The organism is Staphylococcus sp. EG-SA-2, from assembly GCF_017152085.1.
The window spans coordinates 1-17,206 of sequence record NZ_JACYHC010000576.1 but is presented as its reverse complement, the minus strand read 5'-3'; the positions used below and the strand labels follow the sequence as shown (position 1 = coordinate 17,206).

16 protein-coding genes are annotated in these 17,206 nt (G+C 33.6%); all 16 read left to right on the top strand.

Annotated elements, in window-relative coordinates; all coding sequences use genetic code 11:
• Positions 1 to 3,046, top strand: a 3,046-nt coding sequence (mfd, locus tag IDG60_RS09990) for a transcription-repair coupling factor (protein ID WP_206160662.1), incomplete at its 5' end; no start/stop codon positions are given.
• Complete coding sequence (locus IDG60_RS09985; RefSeq protein ID WP_000680740.1) at positions 3,036 to 4,562, top strand: polysaccharide biosynthesis protein; 1,527 nt, start codon at positions 3,036 to 3,038, stop codon at positions 4,560 to 4,562. The genes mfd and IDG60_RS09985, both read left to right, overlap by 11 nt.
• Positions 4,562 to 5,755, top strand: a complete 1,194-nt coding sequence (locus tag IDG60_RS09980) for a MazG nucleotide pyrophosphohydrolase domain-containing protein (protein WP_000951444.1) — start codon at positions 4,562 to 4,564, stop codon at positions 5,753 to 5,755. Before IDG60_RS09985 ends, IDG60_RS09980 begins: the two co-directional genes overlap by 1 nt.
• Positions 5,752 to 6,015: an RNA-binding S4 domain-containing protein gene (locus IDG60_RS09975; protein WP_001234988.1), complete on the top strand. Its 264-nt coding sequence runs from the start codon at positions 5,752 to 5,754 to the stop codon at positions 6,013 to 6,015. The genes IDG60_RS09980 and IDG60_RS09975 overlap by 4 nt, the downstream gene beginning before the upstream one ends.
• 17 nt (positions 6,016 to 6,032) lie before the next feature.
• Positions 6,033 to 6,425 (top strand): cell division protein DivIC, encoded by a 393-nt coding sequence (gene divIC, locus IDG60_RS09970; RefSeq protein WP_000792417.1) that lies wholly within the window; start codon positions 6,033 to 6,035, stop codon positions 6,423 to 6,425.
• Positions 6,426 to 6,529: 104 nt separating this feature from the next.
• The gene (locus IDG60_RS09965; RefSeq protein ID WP_000021445.1) at positions 6,530 to 6,931 is read left to right on the top strand and encodes a S1 domain-containing RNA-binding protein; all 402 of its coding nucleotides are present in this window, start codon (positions 6,530 to 6,532) and stop codon (positions 6,929 to 6,931) included.
• Positions 6,932 to 7,110: 179 nt separating this feature from the next.
• Entirely contained in the window at positions 7,111 to 8,406 is a 1,296-nt protein-coding gene (gene tilS, locus IDG60_RS09960; RefSeq protein WP_206160661.1) for a tRNA lysidine(34) synthetase TilS, read from the top strand.
• A gap of 4 nt (positions 8,407 to 8,410) precedes the next feature.
• On the top strand, positions 8,411 to 8,950 hold the full coding sequence (gene hpt, locus IDG60_RS09955) for a hypoxanthine phosphoribosyltransferase (RefSeq protein WP_000551283.1): 540 nt from the start codon (positions 8,411 to 8,413) through the stop codon (positions 8,948 to 8,950).
• Positions 8,951 to 9,206: 256 nt separating this feature from the next.
• Positions 9,207 to 11,300: an ATP-dependent zinc metalloprotease FtsH gene (gene ftsH / locus IDG60_RS09950; RefSeq protein ID WP_001167888.1), complete on the top strand. Its 2,094-nt coding sequence runs from the start codon at positions 9,207 to 9,209 to the stop codon at positions 11,298 to 11,300.
• Between the two features lie 227 nt (positions 11,301 to 11,527).
• Entirely contained in the window at positions 11,528 to 12,409 is an 882-nt protein-coding gene (gene hslO, locus IDG60_RS09945) for an Hsp33 family molecular chaperone HslO (protein ID WP_000148605.1), read from the top strand.
• Between the two features lie 178 nt (positions 12,410 to 12,587).
• Complete coding sequence (gene cysK, locus IDG60_RS09940; protein WP_103182733.1) at positions 12,588 to 13,520, top strand: cysteine synthase A; 933 nt, start codon at positions 12,588 to 12,590, stop codon at positions 13,518 to 13,520.
• Between the two features lie 215 nt (positions 13,521 to 13,735).
• A complete protein-coding gene (folP, locus tag IDG60_RS09935) occupies positions 13,736 to 14,539 on the top strand; it encodes a dihydropteroate synthase (RefSeq protein WP_000167945.1) in 804 nt (267 codons plus the stop codon).
• Entirely contained in the window at positions 14,517 to 14,882 is a 366-nt protein-coding gene (gene folB, locus IDG60_RS09930; RefSeq protein WP_001154302.1) for a dihydroneopterin aldolase, read from the top strand. Before folP ends, folB begins: the two co-directional genes overlap by 23 nt.
• Positions 14,879 to 15,355, top strand: coding sequence for a 2-amino-4-hydroxy-6-hydroxymethyldihydropteridine diphosphokinase (gene folK / locus IDG60_RS09925; RefSeq protein WP_000613722.1), 477 nt, complete (start codon positions 14,879 to 14,881; stop codon positions 15,353 to 15,355). The genes folB and folK overlap by 4 nt, the downstream gene beginning before the upstream one ends.
• Positions 15,356 to 15,748: 393 nt before the next feature.
• Positions 15,749 to 15,841, top strand: a complete 93-nt coding sequence (locus IDG60_RS09920) for a hypothetical protein (RefSeq protein ID WP_001790128.1) — start codon at positions 15,749 to 15,751, stop codon at positions 15,839 to 15,841.
• Positions 15,842 to 15,893: 52 nt separating this feature from the next.
• Positions 15,894 to 17,206: lysine--tRNA ligase (gene lysS, locus IDG60_RS09915; RefSeq protein WP_206160660.1), on the top strand; the 1,313-nt coding region annotated here is incomplete at its 3' end.

Sequence of the window (17,206 nt, the reverse complement as noted above, 5' to 3'; positions counted from 1 at the left end):
ATTAGTTAATATGGGGTACAAACGGGAATCCGTGGTATCGCATATTGGTGAATTCTCATTGCGAGGAGGTATTATCGATATCTTTCCGCTAATTGGGGAACCAATCAGAATTGAGCTATTTGATACCGAAATTGATTCTATTCGCGATTTTGATGTTGAAACGCAGCGTTCCAAAGATAATATTGAAGAAGTCGATATCACAACTGCAAGTGATTATATCATTACTGAAGAAGTGATTAGACATCTTAAAGAAGAGTTGAAAACTGCATATGAAAATACAAGACCCAAAATAGATAAATCAGTGCGCAATGATCTGAAAGAAACGTATGAAAGCTTTAAATTATTCGAAAGTACATACTTTGATCATCAAATACTACGTCGTTTAGTAGCGTTTATGTATGAAACACCTTCGACAATTATTGAGTATTTCCAAAAAGATGCAATCATTGCAGTTGATGAATTTAATCGTATTAAAGAAACTGAAGAAAGTTTAACAGTAGAGTCTGATTCGTTTATTAGCAATATTATTGAAAGTGGTAATGGATTTATAGGACAAAGTTTTATAAAATATGATGATTTTGAAACATTGATTGAAGGCTATCCTGTCACTTATTTTTCATTATTCGCTACAACAATGCCGATAAAACTAAATCATATTATTAAATTTTCATGTAAACCTGTCCAACAATTTTATGGGCAATATGACATTATGCGTTCTGAATTTCAACGATATGTCAATCAAAATTATCATATCGTGGTTTTGGTCGAAACTGAAACTAAAGTTGAACGTATGCAAGCGATGTTAAGTGAAATGCATATTCCATCAATAACAAAATTGCATCGCTCAATGTCATCGGGGCAAGCAGTGATTATTGAAGGCAGTTTATCTGAAGGATTTGAACTACCTGATATGGGATTAGTTGTCATTACTGAGCGTGAGCTTTTTAAATCAAAACAGAAAAAGCAACGAAAACGTACGAAAGCTATCTCAAATGCTGAAAAAATTAAGTCTTACCAAGATTTAAATGTGGGAGATTATATTGTTCATGTGCATCATGGTGTTGGTAGATATTTAGGTGTTGAGACGCTCGAAGTGGGGCAAACGCATCGTGATTATATTAAATTGCAATATAAAGGTACGGATCAACTATTTGTTCCAGTAGATCAAATGGATCAAGTTCAAAAATATGTAGCTTCGGAAGATAAGACGCCAAAATTAAATAAACTCGGTGGCAGTGAATGGAAAAAAACAAAAGCAAAAGTTCAACAAAGTGTTGAAGATATTGCTGAAGAGTTGATTGATTTATATAAAGAAAGAGAAATGGCAGAAGGTTATCAATATGGGGAAGACACAGCTGAGCAAACAACATTTGAATTAGATTTTCCATATGAACTTACGCCTGACCAAGCTAAATCTATCGATGAAATTAAAGATGACATGCAAAAATCGCGTCCAATGGATCGCTTGCTATGTGGTGATGTTGGTTATGGTAAAACTGAAGTTGCAGTGAGAGCAGCATTCAAAGCTGTAATGGAAGGAAAGCAAGTTGCATTTTTAGTTCCTACAACTATTTTAGCTCAGCAACATTATGAGACGTTAATTGAGCGTATGCAAGATTTTCCTGTTGAAATTCAATTAATGAGTCGTTTTAGAACGCCGAAAGAGATAAAACAAACTAAGGAAGGACTTAAAACTGGGTTTGTTGACATAGTTGTTGGTACACACAAATTACTTAGTAAAGATATACAGTATAAAGATTTAGGGCTGTTGATTGTAGATGAAGAACAACGATTTGGTGTACGCCATAAAGAGCGTATTAAAACATTAAAACATAATGTAGATGTACTAACATTGACTGCAACCCCAATACCTAGAACATTGCATATGAGTATGCTAGGTGTGCGCGATTTGTCAGTGATTGAAACGCCGCCAGAAAATCGTTTCCCAGTTCAAACATATGTATTAGAACAGAACATGAGTTTTATCAAAGAAGCTTTAGAAAGAGAACTATCCCGTGATGGCCAAGTGTTTTATCTTTATAATAAAGTGCAATCCATTTATGAAAAACGAGAACAACTCCAGATGTTAATGCCAGATGCTAACATTGCAGTTGCTCATGGACAAATGACAGAGCGCGATTTAGAAGAAACGATGTTAAGTTTTATCAATAATGAATATGATATTTTAGTAACGACGACGATTATTGAAACAGGTGTCGATGTCCCAAATGCAAATACTTTGATCATTGAAGATGCAGATCGCTTTGGATTGAGTCAGTTGTATCAATTAAGAGGTCGTGTTGGTCGTTCAAGTCGTATTGGTTATGCATACTTCTTACATCCAGCAAATAAGGTACTAACTGAGACTGCAGAAGATCGATTACAAGCGATTAAAGAATTTACGGAGTTAGGCTCAGGATTTAAGATTGCGATGCGTGATTTGAACATTCGTGGTGCTGGTAATTTGTTAGGTAAACAACAGCACGGCTTTATTGATACAGTTGGATTTGATTTGTACAGTCAAATGTTAGAAGAAGCTGTAAATGAAAAACGTGGTATTAAGGAACCAGAATCTGAGGTGCCAGAAGTCGAAGTTGATTTAAACTTGGATGCATATTTGCCAACAGAATATATTGCAAATGAACAAGCTAAAATTGAAATTTATAAAAAGCTACGAAAAACTGAAACATTTGATCAAATTATCGACATTAAAGATGAATTAATTGATCGTTTTAATGATTATCCTGTTGAAGTAGCACGTTTGCTTGATATAGTGGAAATAAAAGTACACGCATTACATTCAGGTATCACGTTGATTAAAGATAAAGGGAAAATAATTGATATTCATTTATCTGTAAAAGCCACTGAAAATATTGATGGCGAAGTGCTGTTCAAAGCAACACAACCTTTAGGTAGAACAATGAAGGTTGGTGTTCAAAATAATGCAATGACAATTACTTTAACGAAACAAAATCAATGGCTTGATAGTTTGAAGTTTTTAGTTAAGTGCATTGAAGAAAGCATGAGAATCAGTGATGAAGCATAAAGAAGCATTTAATGGCGTTGTCGTGTTAACTGCTGCATTAATTGTCATTAAAATTCTGAGTGCTGTATATCGAATTCCATATCAAAATATATTAGGTGATACAGGTTTGTATGCATATCAACAAGTGTATCCAATTGTAGCATTAGGAATGATATTATCGATGAATGCCATTCCTAGTGCAATTACACAAAATATAGGGAAGTATCATAGTGACGAAGCATATGCAAAAGCGGTCGCTTATATACAATTAGTTGGTATATTATTATTTATTGCTATTTTTGTGTTTGCGAACAATATTGCACATATGATGGGTGATAGCCATTTAACACCAATGATTCAAGCAGCAAGTTTAAGCTTTATATTTATAGGTATGCTTGGCGTGTTAAGAGGTTATTATCAATCTGCAAATAATATGACAGTTCCGGCTATTTCCCAGGTTATAGAACAAGTTATACGAGTAGGTATTATCATTGTTACTATTGTTATTTTTGTAGACAGAGGTTGGACGATATATGAAGCGGGAACAATTGCTATTTTAGCATCAACGATAGGTTTTTTAGGTTCTTCAATTTATTTAGTAGCGCACCGACCTTTTAAGTTTAAAATGGTAAATAACACTGCAAAGATTGTTTGGAAACAGTTCGCACTTTCGGTTTTGATTTTCGCTATCAGTCAATTAATCGTAATTTTATGGCAAGTGATTGATAGTGTTACTATTATTAAGTCACTTCAAGCGATACGCGTGCCATTCGATGTTGCCATAACTGAAAAAGGAGTCTATGACCGTGGTGCATCATTTATTCAGATGGGATTGATTGTAACTACAACATTTAGTTTTGCGCTCATTCCTCTGTTAAGTGACGCAATCAAAATGAATAATCAGGTACTTATGAATCGTTATGCAAATGCGTCATTAAAGATTACGATTTTAATAAGTACAGCAGCGGGAATAGGATTAATTAATTTATTGCCTTTAATGAACGGTGTGTTTTTTAAGACGAATGATTTAACCTTAACGTTAAGTGTTTATATGATTACGGTCATTTGTGTATCGTTAATTATGATGGATATGGCTTTATTACAAGCGCAACATGCTGTGAGACCTATTTTTGTTGGTATGACGGCAGGATTGGTTATTAAATTTATACTTAATATCATTTTGATTCGTTTAAGTGGCATTATTGGTGCGAGCATTAGTACTGTTGTATCATTAATTATATTCGGTACGATTATCCATATTGCTGTCACGAGAAAATACCACTTACATGCGATGAGACGATTTTTTATCAATGTTGTTTTAGGTATGGTATTTATGTCGATTGTTGTTCAATGCGTGTTAAACATAGTGACAACACACGGTAGATTCACTGGACTCATTGAATTATTATGTGCAGCAGTATTAGGTATCATTGCATTGTTTTTCTATATTTTTAGATTTAATGTTTTGACATATAAAGAGTTAACTTATTTACCATTTGGTTCAAAGTTGTATCAAATTAAGAAAGGAAGACGTTGATGGCACATACCATTACGATTGTTGGCTTAGGAAACTATGGCATTGATGATTTGCCGCTAGGGATATATAAATTTTTAAAGACACAAGATAAAGTTTATGCAAGAACGTTAGATCATCCAGTTATAGAATCATTGCAAGATGAATTAACATTTCAGAGTTTTGACCATGTTTATGAAGCACATGACCAATTTGAAGATGTCTATAACGATATTGTGGCGCAATTGGTTGAAGCTGCTAATGAAAAAGATATTGTCTATGCGGTTCCGGGTCATCCTAGAGTTGCTGAGACAACTACAGTGAAATTACTGGCTTTAGCAAAGGACAATACTGATATAGATGTGAAAGTTTTAGGTGGTAAAAGCTTTATTGATGATGTGTTTGAAGCAGTTAATGTAGATCCAAATGATGGCTTCACACTGTTAGATGCGACATCATTACAAGAAGTAACACTTAATGTTAGAACGCATACATTGATTACACAAGTTTATAGTGCAATGGTTGCTGCTAATTTGAAAATCACTTTAATGGAACGATATCCTGATGATTACCCTGTTCAAATTGTCACTGGTGCACGAAGCGATGGTGCGGATAACGTTGTGACATGCCCATTATATGAATTGGATCATGATGAAAATGCATTCAATAATTTGACGAGTGTATTCGTACCAAAAATCATAACATCGACATATTTGTATCATGACTTTGATTTTGCAACGGAAGTGATTGATACTTTAGTTGATGAAGATAAAGGTTGTCCATGGGATAAAGTGCAAACGCATGAAACGCTTAAGCGTTATTTACTTGAAGAAACATTTGAATTGTTCGAAGCTATTGACAATGAAGATGATTGGCATATGATTGAAGAACTAGGAGATATTTTATTACAAGTGTTATTGCATACTAGTATTGGTAAAAAAGAAGGGTATATCGACATTAAAGAAGTGATTACAAGTCTTAATGCTAAAATGATTCGTAGACACCCACACATATTTGGTGATGCCAATGCTGAAACTATCGATGACTTAAAAGAAATTTGGTCTAAGGCGAAAGATGCTGAAGGTAAACAGCCAAGAGTTAAATTTGAAAAAGTATTTGCAGAGCATTTTTTAAATTTATATGAGAAGACGAAGGATAAGTCATTTGATGAGGCCTCGTTAAAGCAGTGGCTAGAAAAAGGGGAGAGTAATACATGAGATTAGATAAATATTTAAAAGTATCACGGTTAATAAAGCGACGTACGCTAGCAAAAGAAGTAAGTGATCAAGGTAGAATTACAATAAATGGTAATGTTGCTAAAGCTGGATCGGATGTTAAAGTTGAAGATGTGCTGACGATTCGCTTTGGTCAAAAATTAGTAACAGTTAAAGTAACTGCATTAAATGAACATGCATCTAAAGATAACGCGAAGGGCATGTATGAAATCATTGAAGAGCGTCGACTTGAAGAAGCGTAAATTGGAGGTGACAAGCAATGAAAAATAAAGTAGAACATATAGAAAATCAGTACACGTCGCAAGAGAACAAGAAAAAACAACGTCAAAAAATGAAAATGCGTGTTGTTCGTAGGCGTATTACAGTATTTGCGGGCGTATTACTTGCGATAATTGTTGTTTTATCAATCTTGCTTGTTGTCCAAAAACATCGCAATGATATTGATGCACAGGAGCGAAAAGCGAAAGAAGCACAGTTTCAAAAGCAACAAAATGAAGAAATTGCGTTAAAAGAAAAGTTGAATAATCTGAATGACAAAGATTACATTGAAAAAATTGCGCGTGATGATTATTACTTAAGCAACAAAGGTGAAGTGATTTTTAGGTTGCCAGAAGACAAAGATTCGTCTAGCTCAAAATCTTCGAAAAAATAAATCCAAATTGATTCAAAATTATCCGAGTATAGACATTGTGAAAAAATCCAAACAAGGATATAATAAGGGAAAATCGAATCAAATCGGGAGGATTTATTTAACATATGTCAATCGAAGTTGGAAATAAGCTTAAAGGTAAAGTCACTGGTATTAAAAAGTTTGGTGCATTCGTAGAATTACCTGAAGGAAAAAGTGGTTTAGTTCACATTAGTGAAGTCGCAGATAATTATGTTGAAAACGTAGAAGAGCACCTTTCTGTTGGTGATGAAGTAGACGTGAAAGTATTATCTATTGCTGATGATGGAAAAATTAGTCTTTCAATTAAGAAAGCTAAAGACCGTCCACGTAGACAACATACGAGTAAACCAAGTCATCAAAAACCAGTGCAAAAAGCCGAAGATTTTGAAAAGAAATTAAGCAATTTCTTAAAAGATAGTGAAGATAAATTAACTTCAATCAAACGTCAAACAGAATCTAGACGCGGTGGCAAAGGTTCAAGACGTTAATTAAAATAAATAAAGACTGTTTCGATAAGGAATATATTTAGAATGATGCGTATCGAATAATCGATTGCAGCGTTAGACAATCTAAGACTGTTTCTTAAATAAGGAGCAGTCTCTTTTATTTGTAATGATATAACTAAGACTTATACCATTTTTGAAAATTGTAAAAGTGAGGTGATGTTATGCAGTTAAATAGTAATGGTTGGCATGTTGATGACCATATTGTTGTCGCTGTTTCTACAGGTATTGATAGTATGTGTTTATTGTATCAACTACTAAATGATTATAAAGATAGTTATAGAAAACTAACATGCTTACATGTCAATCATGGCGTTAGGTCAGCTTCAATTGAGGAAGCCAGATTTTTAGAAGCATACTGCGAACGTCATCACATTGATTTACATATCAAAAAGTTAGATTTGTCGCATAGTCTCGACCGAAATAACAGCATTCAGAATGAAGCTCGAATTAAACGTTACGAATGGTTTGATGAAATGATGAATGTATTAGAAGCGGATGTATTGCTAACGGCGCATCATTTGGACGATCAATTAGAAACTATTATGTATCGTATTTTTAATGGGAAATCAACGCGTAATAAACTAGGATTTGATGAGTTATCGAAGCGAAAAGGTTATCAGATTTATCGACCACTTTTAGCTGTCTCTAAAAAAGAAATAAAACAATTCCAAGAGAGATATCATATTCCATATTTTGAAGATGAATCTAATAAAGATAACAAATATGTTAGAAATGATATTCGTAATAGAATTATTCCAGCTATTGATGAAAATAATCAACTTAAAGCATCGCATTTATTAAAATTAAAACAATGGCATGATGAACAATATGATATTTTGCAATATTCAGCTAAACAATTTATTCAAGAATTTGTGAAGTTTGATGAACAGTCAAAATATTTAGAGGTTTCTAGACAAGCTTTTAATAACTTACCAAACTCATTAAAGATGGTTGTGTTGGACTGCCTATTATCAAAGTATTATGAGTTGTTTAATATTAGTGCTAAAACATACGAAGAGTGGTTTAAACAATTTAGTAGTAAGAAAGCACAATTCAGTATTAATCTCACGGATAAATGGATAATTCAAATCGCATATGGTAAATTAATAATAATGGCTAAAAATAATGGCGATACATATTTTAGAGTTCAAACAATTAAAAAGCCAGGTAATTATTTTTTTAACAAATATCGATTAGAGATACATTCTAATTTACCAAAATGTTTATTTCCGCTTACAGTGAGAACACGACAAAGTGGCGATACATTTAAACTGAATGGGCGCGATGGTTATAAGAAAGTGAATCGCCTGTTTATAGATTGTAAAGTGCCACAGTGGGTTCGGGATCAAATGCCAATCGTATTGGATAAACAACAGCGCATTATTGCGGTAGGAGATTTATATCAACAACAAACAATAAAAAAATGGATTATAATTAGTAAAAATGGAGATGAATAGCGTTATGCATAATGATTTGAAAGAAGTATTGTTAACTGAAGAAGATATTCAAAATATCTGTAAGGAATTGGGAGCACAATTAACAAAGGATTATCAAGGTAAACCATTAGTATGCGTGGGTATCTTAAAAGGCTCAGCAATGTTTATGTCAGATTTAATTAAACGAATTGATACCCATTTATCAATTGATTTCATGGATGTTTCTAGTTATCACGGAGGCACTGAGTCAACTGGTGAAGTTCAAATCATTAAAGATTTAGGTTCTTCTATTGAAAATAAAGACGTATTAATTATTGAAGATATCTTAGAGACTGGTACTACACTTAAGTCAATTACTGAATTATTACAATCTAGAAAAGTTAATTCATTAGAAATAGTTACTTTATTAGATAAACCAAACCGTCGTAAAGCGGACATTGAAGCTAAGTATGTAGGTAAAAAAATACCAGATGAATTTGTTGTTGGTTACGGTTTAGATTATCGTGAATTATACCGAAACTTACCATATATCGGTACGTTAAAACCTGAAGTGTATTCAAATTAATTTTTTAATCAATTTCAGTTATTATTACTATGCGTTTGAGAAATAATAGTGTAGACTCAAAAATATGAAAAATGTATTTCATATATATTTAATTTTAGACAAGACATATGTCTTGAAAAGTTGAAAAATATAGAGATTGATAAAACTAATACGGGTGTGAATGACATTGATGTTAAGCTCAATTACTAGCTTATAAAACATGTCATATGTTACAATTTTTGTTAGTTTTATTATGGGAAGTAGGAGGAAATGACGCATGCAGAAAGCTTTTCGCAATGTGCTAGTTATCGTAATAATAGGCGTTATTATTTTTGGTCTATTTTCATATTTAAACGGTAATGGAAATATGCCGAAACAGCTTACATATAATCAATTTACTGAGAAGTTGGAAAAAGGTGACCTTAAAACTTTAGAAATCCAACCACAACAAAATGTCTATATGGTAAGTGGTAAAACGAAAAATGATGAAGACTATTCATCAACTATTTTATATAACAACGAAAAAGAATTACAAAAAATTACTGATGCTGCTAAAAAGCAAAACGGTGTAAAATTAACGATTAAAGAAGAAGAAAAACAAAGTGTCTTTGTGAGTATACTTTCAACATTAATTCCAGTTGTAGTCATAGCGTTATTATTTATTTTCTTCCTAAGCCAAGCACAAGGTGGCGGTAGTGGCGGTCGTATGATGAACTTTGGTAAATCTAAAGCAAAAATGTACGATAATAATAAACGTCGTGTTCGTTTCTCTGATGTAGCAGGGGCAGATGAAGAAAAACAAGAATTAATTGAAATTGTTGATTTCTTGAAAGATAATAAAAAATTCAAAGAAATGGGATCTAGGATTCCTAAAGGTGTCTTACTTGTTGGACCTCCAGGTACTGGTAAAACATTACTTGCTAGAGCGGTTGCAGGTGAAGCTGGCGCACCATTCTTCTCTATTAGTGGTTCAGACTTTGTAGAGATGTTTGTTGGTGTTGGTGCGAGCCGTGTTCGTGACTTATTCGATAATGCTAAGAAAAACGCGCCTTGTATCATCTTTATCGATGAGATTGATGCTGTTGGTCGTCAACGTGGTGCAGGTGTTGGTGGCGGTCATGATGAACGTGAACAAACCCTAAACCAATTATTAGTTGAAATGGATGGTTTCGGTGAAAATGAAGGTATCATTATGATAGCTGCTACAAACCGTCCTGATATCCTTGACCCAGCCTTATTACGTCCAGGTCGTTTTGATAGACAAATTCAAGTTGGTCGTCCAGATGTGAAAGGCCGTGAAGCAATTCTTCATGTTCATGCTAAAAACAAACCACTTGATGAAACGGTTGATTTAAAAGCAATTTCACAACGTACACCTGGTTTCTCAGGTGCTGATTTAGAGAACTTATTAAATGAAGCATCTTTAATTGCTGTACGTGAAGGTAAAAAGAAAATTGACATGAGAGATATCGAAGAGGCAACGGATAGAGTTATAGCCGGACCTGCTAAGAAATCTCGAGTTATTTCTAAGAAAGAACGTAATATTGTTGCTCATCACGAAGCTGGTCATACAATTATCGGTATGGTACTTGATGAGGCAGAAGTAGTGCATAAAGTTACTATTGTTCCACGTGGACAAGCAGGTGGTTATGCAATGATGCTACCTAAACAAGATCGTTTCTTAATGACTGAACAAGAGTTATTAGATAAAATCTGTGGTTTACTTGGTGGACGTGTATCAGAAGATATTAACTTTAACGAAGTATCAACAGGTGCTTCAAATGACTTCGAACGTGCAACACAAATCGCACGCTCAATGGTTACGCAATATGGTATGAGTAAAAAATTAGGACCATTACAGTTCGGTCATAGCAATGGTCAAGTATTCTTAGGTAAAGATATGCAAGGTGAGCCTAATTATTCAAGCCAAATCGCATATGAAATTGATAAAGAAGTTCAACGAATCGTTAAAGAACAATACGAACGTTGTAAACAAATTTTATTAGAGCACAAAGAACAATTAATTTTAATTGCTGAAACATTATTAACAGAAGAAACATTAGTTGCTGAACAAATTCAATCATTATTCTACGAAGGTAAATTACCTGAAATTGATTATGATGCAGCTAAAGTTGTTAAAGATGAAGATTCTGAATTTAATGATGGTAAATTCGGTAAATCTTATGAAGAGATTCGTAAAGAGCAATTAGAAGATGGACAACGTGACGAAAGTGAAGATCGTAAAGAAGAAAAAGATATTGCTGAGGATAAAAAAGAAGCTGATAAATCTGATGAAAAAGATGAACCAGCACATCGACAAGCCCCAAATATCGAAAAACCTTACGATCCAAATCACCCAGACAATAAATAATCGATTATATTCAGTACCTCTTTCTATGATAAAGTTATAGAAAGAGGTACTTTTATCGTTTTTAAAAATACGTATTAGATTTTAAGTCATTGAATTGTTATAGCAGAAAATAATTGTAAAACAAGTTACTTCATTATTTAGAATGATGGGTGTAGAATAAGTACAATTGTTGCATTTTATGAAGTAAAGTAATTTTAAAATATAGAGTAATAGAGGAGATTGAAATAATGACACACGATTATATTGTTAAAGCATTAGCATTTGATGGGGAGATTAGGGCTTATGCTGCTTTGACAACTGAAACTGTTCAAGAAGCACAAACGAGACATTATACATGGCCGACAGCATCTGCTGCAATGGGAAGAACAATGACAGCAACAGCTATGATGGGCGCAATGTTGAAAGGTGATCAAAAATTAACTGTCACTGTAGATGGCCAAGGACCTATTGGACGAATTATTGCCGATGCAAATGCTAAAGGCGAGGTGCGTGCTTATGTAGACCATCCACAAACTCATTTTCCATTAAATGAGCAAGGTAAACTTGATGTAAGACGAGCAGTAGGGACAAATGGATCTATTATGGTTGTTAAAGACGTTGGAATGAAAGACTATTTCTCTGGAGCAAGTCCAATTGTTTCAGGAGAACTTGGTGAAGATTTTACTTATTATTATGCTACAAGTGAACAAACACCTTCATCGGTAGGTCTTGGTGTATTGGTAAATCCTGATAATACGATTAAAGCAGCAGGAGGATTTATCATTCAAGTTATGCCAGGTGCCAAAGATGAAACAATTTCAAAATTAGAAAAAGCAATTAGTGAAATGACACCAGTTTCTAAATTAATTGAACAAGGATTAACGCCAGAAGGATTACTAAACGAAATCTTAGGTGAAGACCATGTGCAAATTTTAGAGAAAATGCCTGTTCAATTTGAATGTAATTGTAGTCATGAGAAATTTTTAAATGCTATTAAAGGATTGGGCGAGGCTGAGATTCAAAATATGATTAAAGAAGATCATGGTGCTGAAGCAGTATGTCATTTCTGTGGAAATAAATATAAATATACTGAAGAAGAATTAAACGTGTTGCTAGAAAGTTTAGCGTAATTTAATTTAAATCAATACGCTAAAATGTTTATTTTTAGCGGTTTAGTGAAATGTAGAACTAAATAGTTGTATAATCCTTAGTGATTTTGTTTGCTTTCTAGAATTTATTTGATAAAATAATTCTATATCCGATAAATAAACTAAGATTTCAACAACTAACTAAAAAGGAGTGTTCTTAATGGCACAAAAACCAGTAGATAATATTACTCAAATTATTGGCGGTACACCGGTAGTCAAATTGAGAAATGTAGTAGATGACAATGCAGCAGATGTTTATGTAAAATTGGAATATCAAAATCCAGGTGGTTCTGTAAAGGATAGAATTGCTTTAGCAATGATTGAAAAAGCAGAGCGAGAAGGCAAAATTAAACCTGGCGACACAATTGTAGAACCAACAAGTGGTAATACAGGTATCGGTTTAGCATTTTTATGTGCTGCTAAAGGATATAAAGCAGTATTTACTATGCCCGAAACAATGAGCCAAGAGCGTCGTAATTTATTAAAAGCATACGGTGCGGAATTAGTTTTAACGCCTGGATCAGAAGCGATGAAAGGTGCAATTAAAAAAGCTAAAGAATTAAAAGAAGAACATGGTTACTTCGAGCCACAACAATTTGAAAACCCTGCGAACCCTGAAGTTCATGAGTTAACTACAGGTCCTGAGTTATTACAACAATTTGAAGGGAAAACTATCGATGCGTTCCTAGCTGGTGTTGGTACTGGTGGTACGTTATCTGGTGTAGGTAAAGTTCTGAAAAAAGAATATCCTAACATCGAAATTGTTGCTATAGAGCCTGAGGCTTCTCCAGTATTGAGCGGTGGTGAGCCAGGTCCACATAAATTACAAGGTTTAGGTGCTGGATTTATTCCAGGCACTTTGAATACAGAAATCTATGACAGTATTATTAAAGTAGGAAATGATACAGCGATGGAAATGTCTCGTCGAGTTGCTAAAGAGGAAGGTATTTTAGCAGGTATTTCATCAGGTGCTGCGATTTATGCTGCCATTCAAAAAGCAAAAGAATTAGGAAAAGGTAAAACAGTAGTAACAGTATTGCCGAGTAATGGTGAACGCTACTTATCAACACCTTTATATTCATTCGATGACTAATTAATGTCATTTAAAAGAGTGAGTTATCTTTTTGAGATAACTTGCTCTTTTTTTCTACCATGTATAATTTTAAAAATATGAGCGTTAAATTAAACATTTTTCTGATAAAAACATCCAGTGAATGATAAGATAATAAACGTACATATTAATAACTAGTAAATCGCAGGAGTAAATTTTATTAGAGTTAAACAATACATAATTAAAGGGTGGTTAACATGACTAAAACAAAAATTATGGGCATATTAAACGTCACACCTGATTCATTCTCAGATGGTGGAAAATTTAATAATGTTGAAACAGCTATAAATAGAGTGAAAGCCATGATAGATGAAGGTGCTGACATTATAGATGTTGGAGGTGTTTCAACGAGACCCGGTCATGAAATGGTTACATTAGAAGAAGAGCTGAACAGAGTATTACCTGTTGTTGAAGCTATTGTCGGTTTTGATGTAAAAATTTCAGTCGATACATTTCGAAGTGAGGTTGCTGAAGCATGTTTAAAATTAGGCGTTGATATGATTAATGATCAATGGGCGGGTCTGTATGATCATCGTATGTTCCAAATTGTAGCTAAATATGACACGGAAATTATTTTAATGCATAATGGAAATGGTAATCGTGATGAACCGGTTGTCGAAGAAATGTTAACATCTTTGTTAGCACAAGCACATCAAGCTAAAATAGCTGGTATACCTTCAAATAAAATTTGGCTAGATCCAGGTATAGGTTTCGCTAAAACTAGAAATGAAGAAGCCGAAGTTATGGCAAGACTGGATGAACTTGTTGCAACAGAATATCCAGTTTTATTAGCGACAAGCCGGAAACGTTTCACTAAAGAGATGATGGGTTATGATACAACACCGGTTGAAAGAGATGAAGTAACTGCAGCTACGACTGCATATGGTATTATGAAAGGCGTTAGAGCAGTACGCGTTCATAATGTCGAGTTGAATGCTAAATTAGCTAAAGGTATAGATTTTTTAAAGGAGAATGAAAATGCAAGACACAATCTTTCTTAAAGGTATGCGCTTTTATGGATATCATGGTGCTTTATCAGCTGAAAATGAAATAGGGCAAATTTTCAAAGTGGATGTAACTTTGAAAGTAGACTTAGCTGAAGCTGGGCGTACTGATAATGTTATTGATACAGTTCATTATGGTGAAGTGTTCGAAGAGGTTAAATCAATTATGGAAGGTAAGGCCGTTAATTTACTTGAGCATCTAGCTGAACGTATTGCAAATCGTATAAATTCACAATATAATCGTGTAATGGAAACAAAAGTGAGAATCACTAAAGAAAACCCACCGATTCCGGGTCATTATGATGGAGTAGGTATCGAAATAGTGAGGGAGAATAAATGATTCAAGCATACTTAGGATTAGGTAGTAATATTGGTGATAGAGAAAGCCAGTTAAACGATGCTATAAAGATTTTGAATGAATATGATGGTATTAGCGTATCTAATATTTCTCCGATTTATGAAACAGCACCAGTTGGGTATACTGAGCAACCTAACTTTTTAAATTTGTGTGTTGAAATTCAAACAACACTCACAGTATTACAACTGTTGGAATGTTGTTTGAAGACAGAAGAATGTTTACACCGTATTAGAAAGGAACGATGGGGTCCTAGAACTTTAGATGTGGATATTTTGTTGTATGGAGAAGAAATGATAGATTTACCAAAACTGTCGGTGCCACATCCGAGAATGAATGAACGTGCATTTGTTTTAATCCCATTAAATGATATAGCAGCAAATGTCGTAGAACCACGTTCGAAATTGAAAGTGAAAGATTTAGTTTTTGTCGATGACAGTGTAAAGAGATATAAATAATGTATTGTTGAGAACATTCATATTTATTGGGAATAGATGATTGATTATTGGAGATGTTTCCGCATTTTGATTATCTCTAAATGCATTTGATTACGAATTAGTATATGATGATTTAGTATGTGTTAGAATTAAGTTATTTCATAAAATCAAAGTAAGCAATATTTGATAAATTGCTGTAATTTATTTGGGCTTTTGTTGAAGTTTGTGGAAGATAATTTTTATACATTTACTTAGGGTTGTATTAATGATAATCGTATTTTAAATGAATAAGTAATTCATAAACGAAAACAGAAATTGCTTTATTACATTTACAAGCTCTTGTAAAATTAAAAAAGTGATAAAATTGATGTTATGAATATAAGAAAACATGCCACATCATAACTTTAAGGTGTAATGGTTAATGATAAAGTATTAGAAACATCGAAAGAGATGTATGTTGAGCAAAAATGTCTGATATTTTATAAAACTTTAAAGGAAAATGTTTGAGTGTACCAGTTGGAATACTAAAGGATTACAACAAGTTAAAGGAGAGAAAGTTATGTCAGAAGAAATGAATGACCAAATGTTGGTTCGACGTCAAAAATTACAAGAATTATATGATCTTGGTATAGACCCGTTTGGTTCTAAATTTGACCGTTCAGGTTTATCTAGTGATTTGAAAGAAGAGTGGGACCAGTATTCTAAAGAAGAATTGGTAGAAAAAGAAGCGGATAGTCATGTCGCTATAGCTGGACGATTAATGACTAAGCGTGGTAAAGGTAAAGCAGGATTTGCACACGTTCAGGACTTAGCTGGACAAATTCAAATTTACGTTCGTAAAGATCAAGTTGGCGATGACGAATTTGATTTATGGAAAAATGCTGATTTAGGCGATATCGTTGGTGTTGAAGGTGTAATGTTCAAAACAAATACTGGCGAATTATCGGTTAAAGCGAAGAAATTCACGCTACTAACTAAATCATTGCGACCATTACCGGATAAATTCCACGGTTTACAGGATATTGAACAGAGATATCGTCAAAGATATTTAGATTTAATTACGAACGAAGATAGCACTCGTACATTTATTAATCGTAGTAAAATCATTCAAGAAATGCGTAATTATTTAAATAATAAAGGTTTCTTGGAAGTAGAAACACCTATGATGCACCAAATTGCTGGTGGCGCAGCTGCTAGACCATTTGTAACACATCATAATGCATTAGATGCAACGTTATACATGCGTATTGCTATTGAGTTGCATTTAAAACGTTTAATTGTCGGTGGACTTGAAAAAGTATATGAAATTGGTAGAGTATTCCGTAATGAAGGTGTATCAACTAGACATAACCCTGAATTCACAATGATTGAATTATATGAAGCATATGCAGATTATCATGACATTATGGATTTAACAGAATCTATGGTGAGACATATTGCCAATGAAGTATTAGGTTCTGCAAAAGTACAATACAATGGGGAAACGATTGATTTAGAATCTGCTTGGACTCGTTTGCATATTGTTGATGCTGTAAAAGAAGCTACTGGTGTGGATTTTTATGAAGTTAAAAGTGATGAAGAAGCTAAAGCTTTAGCTAAAGAACATGGTATTGAAATTAAAGATACAATGAAATATGGTCATATTTTAAATGAATTCTTTGAGCAAAAAGTTGAAGAAACACTTATTCAGCCAACGTTTATCTATGGTCATCCGACTGAAATTTCACCTTTAGCGAAGAAAAATCCTGAAGATCCTAGATTTACTGATCGTTTCGAATTGTTCATTGTAGGTAGAGAGCATGCAAATGCATTTACTGAATTAAATGATCCTATTGATCAAAAAGGTCGTTTTGAAGCGCAACTTGTTGAAAA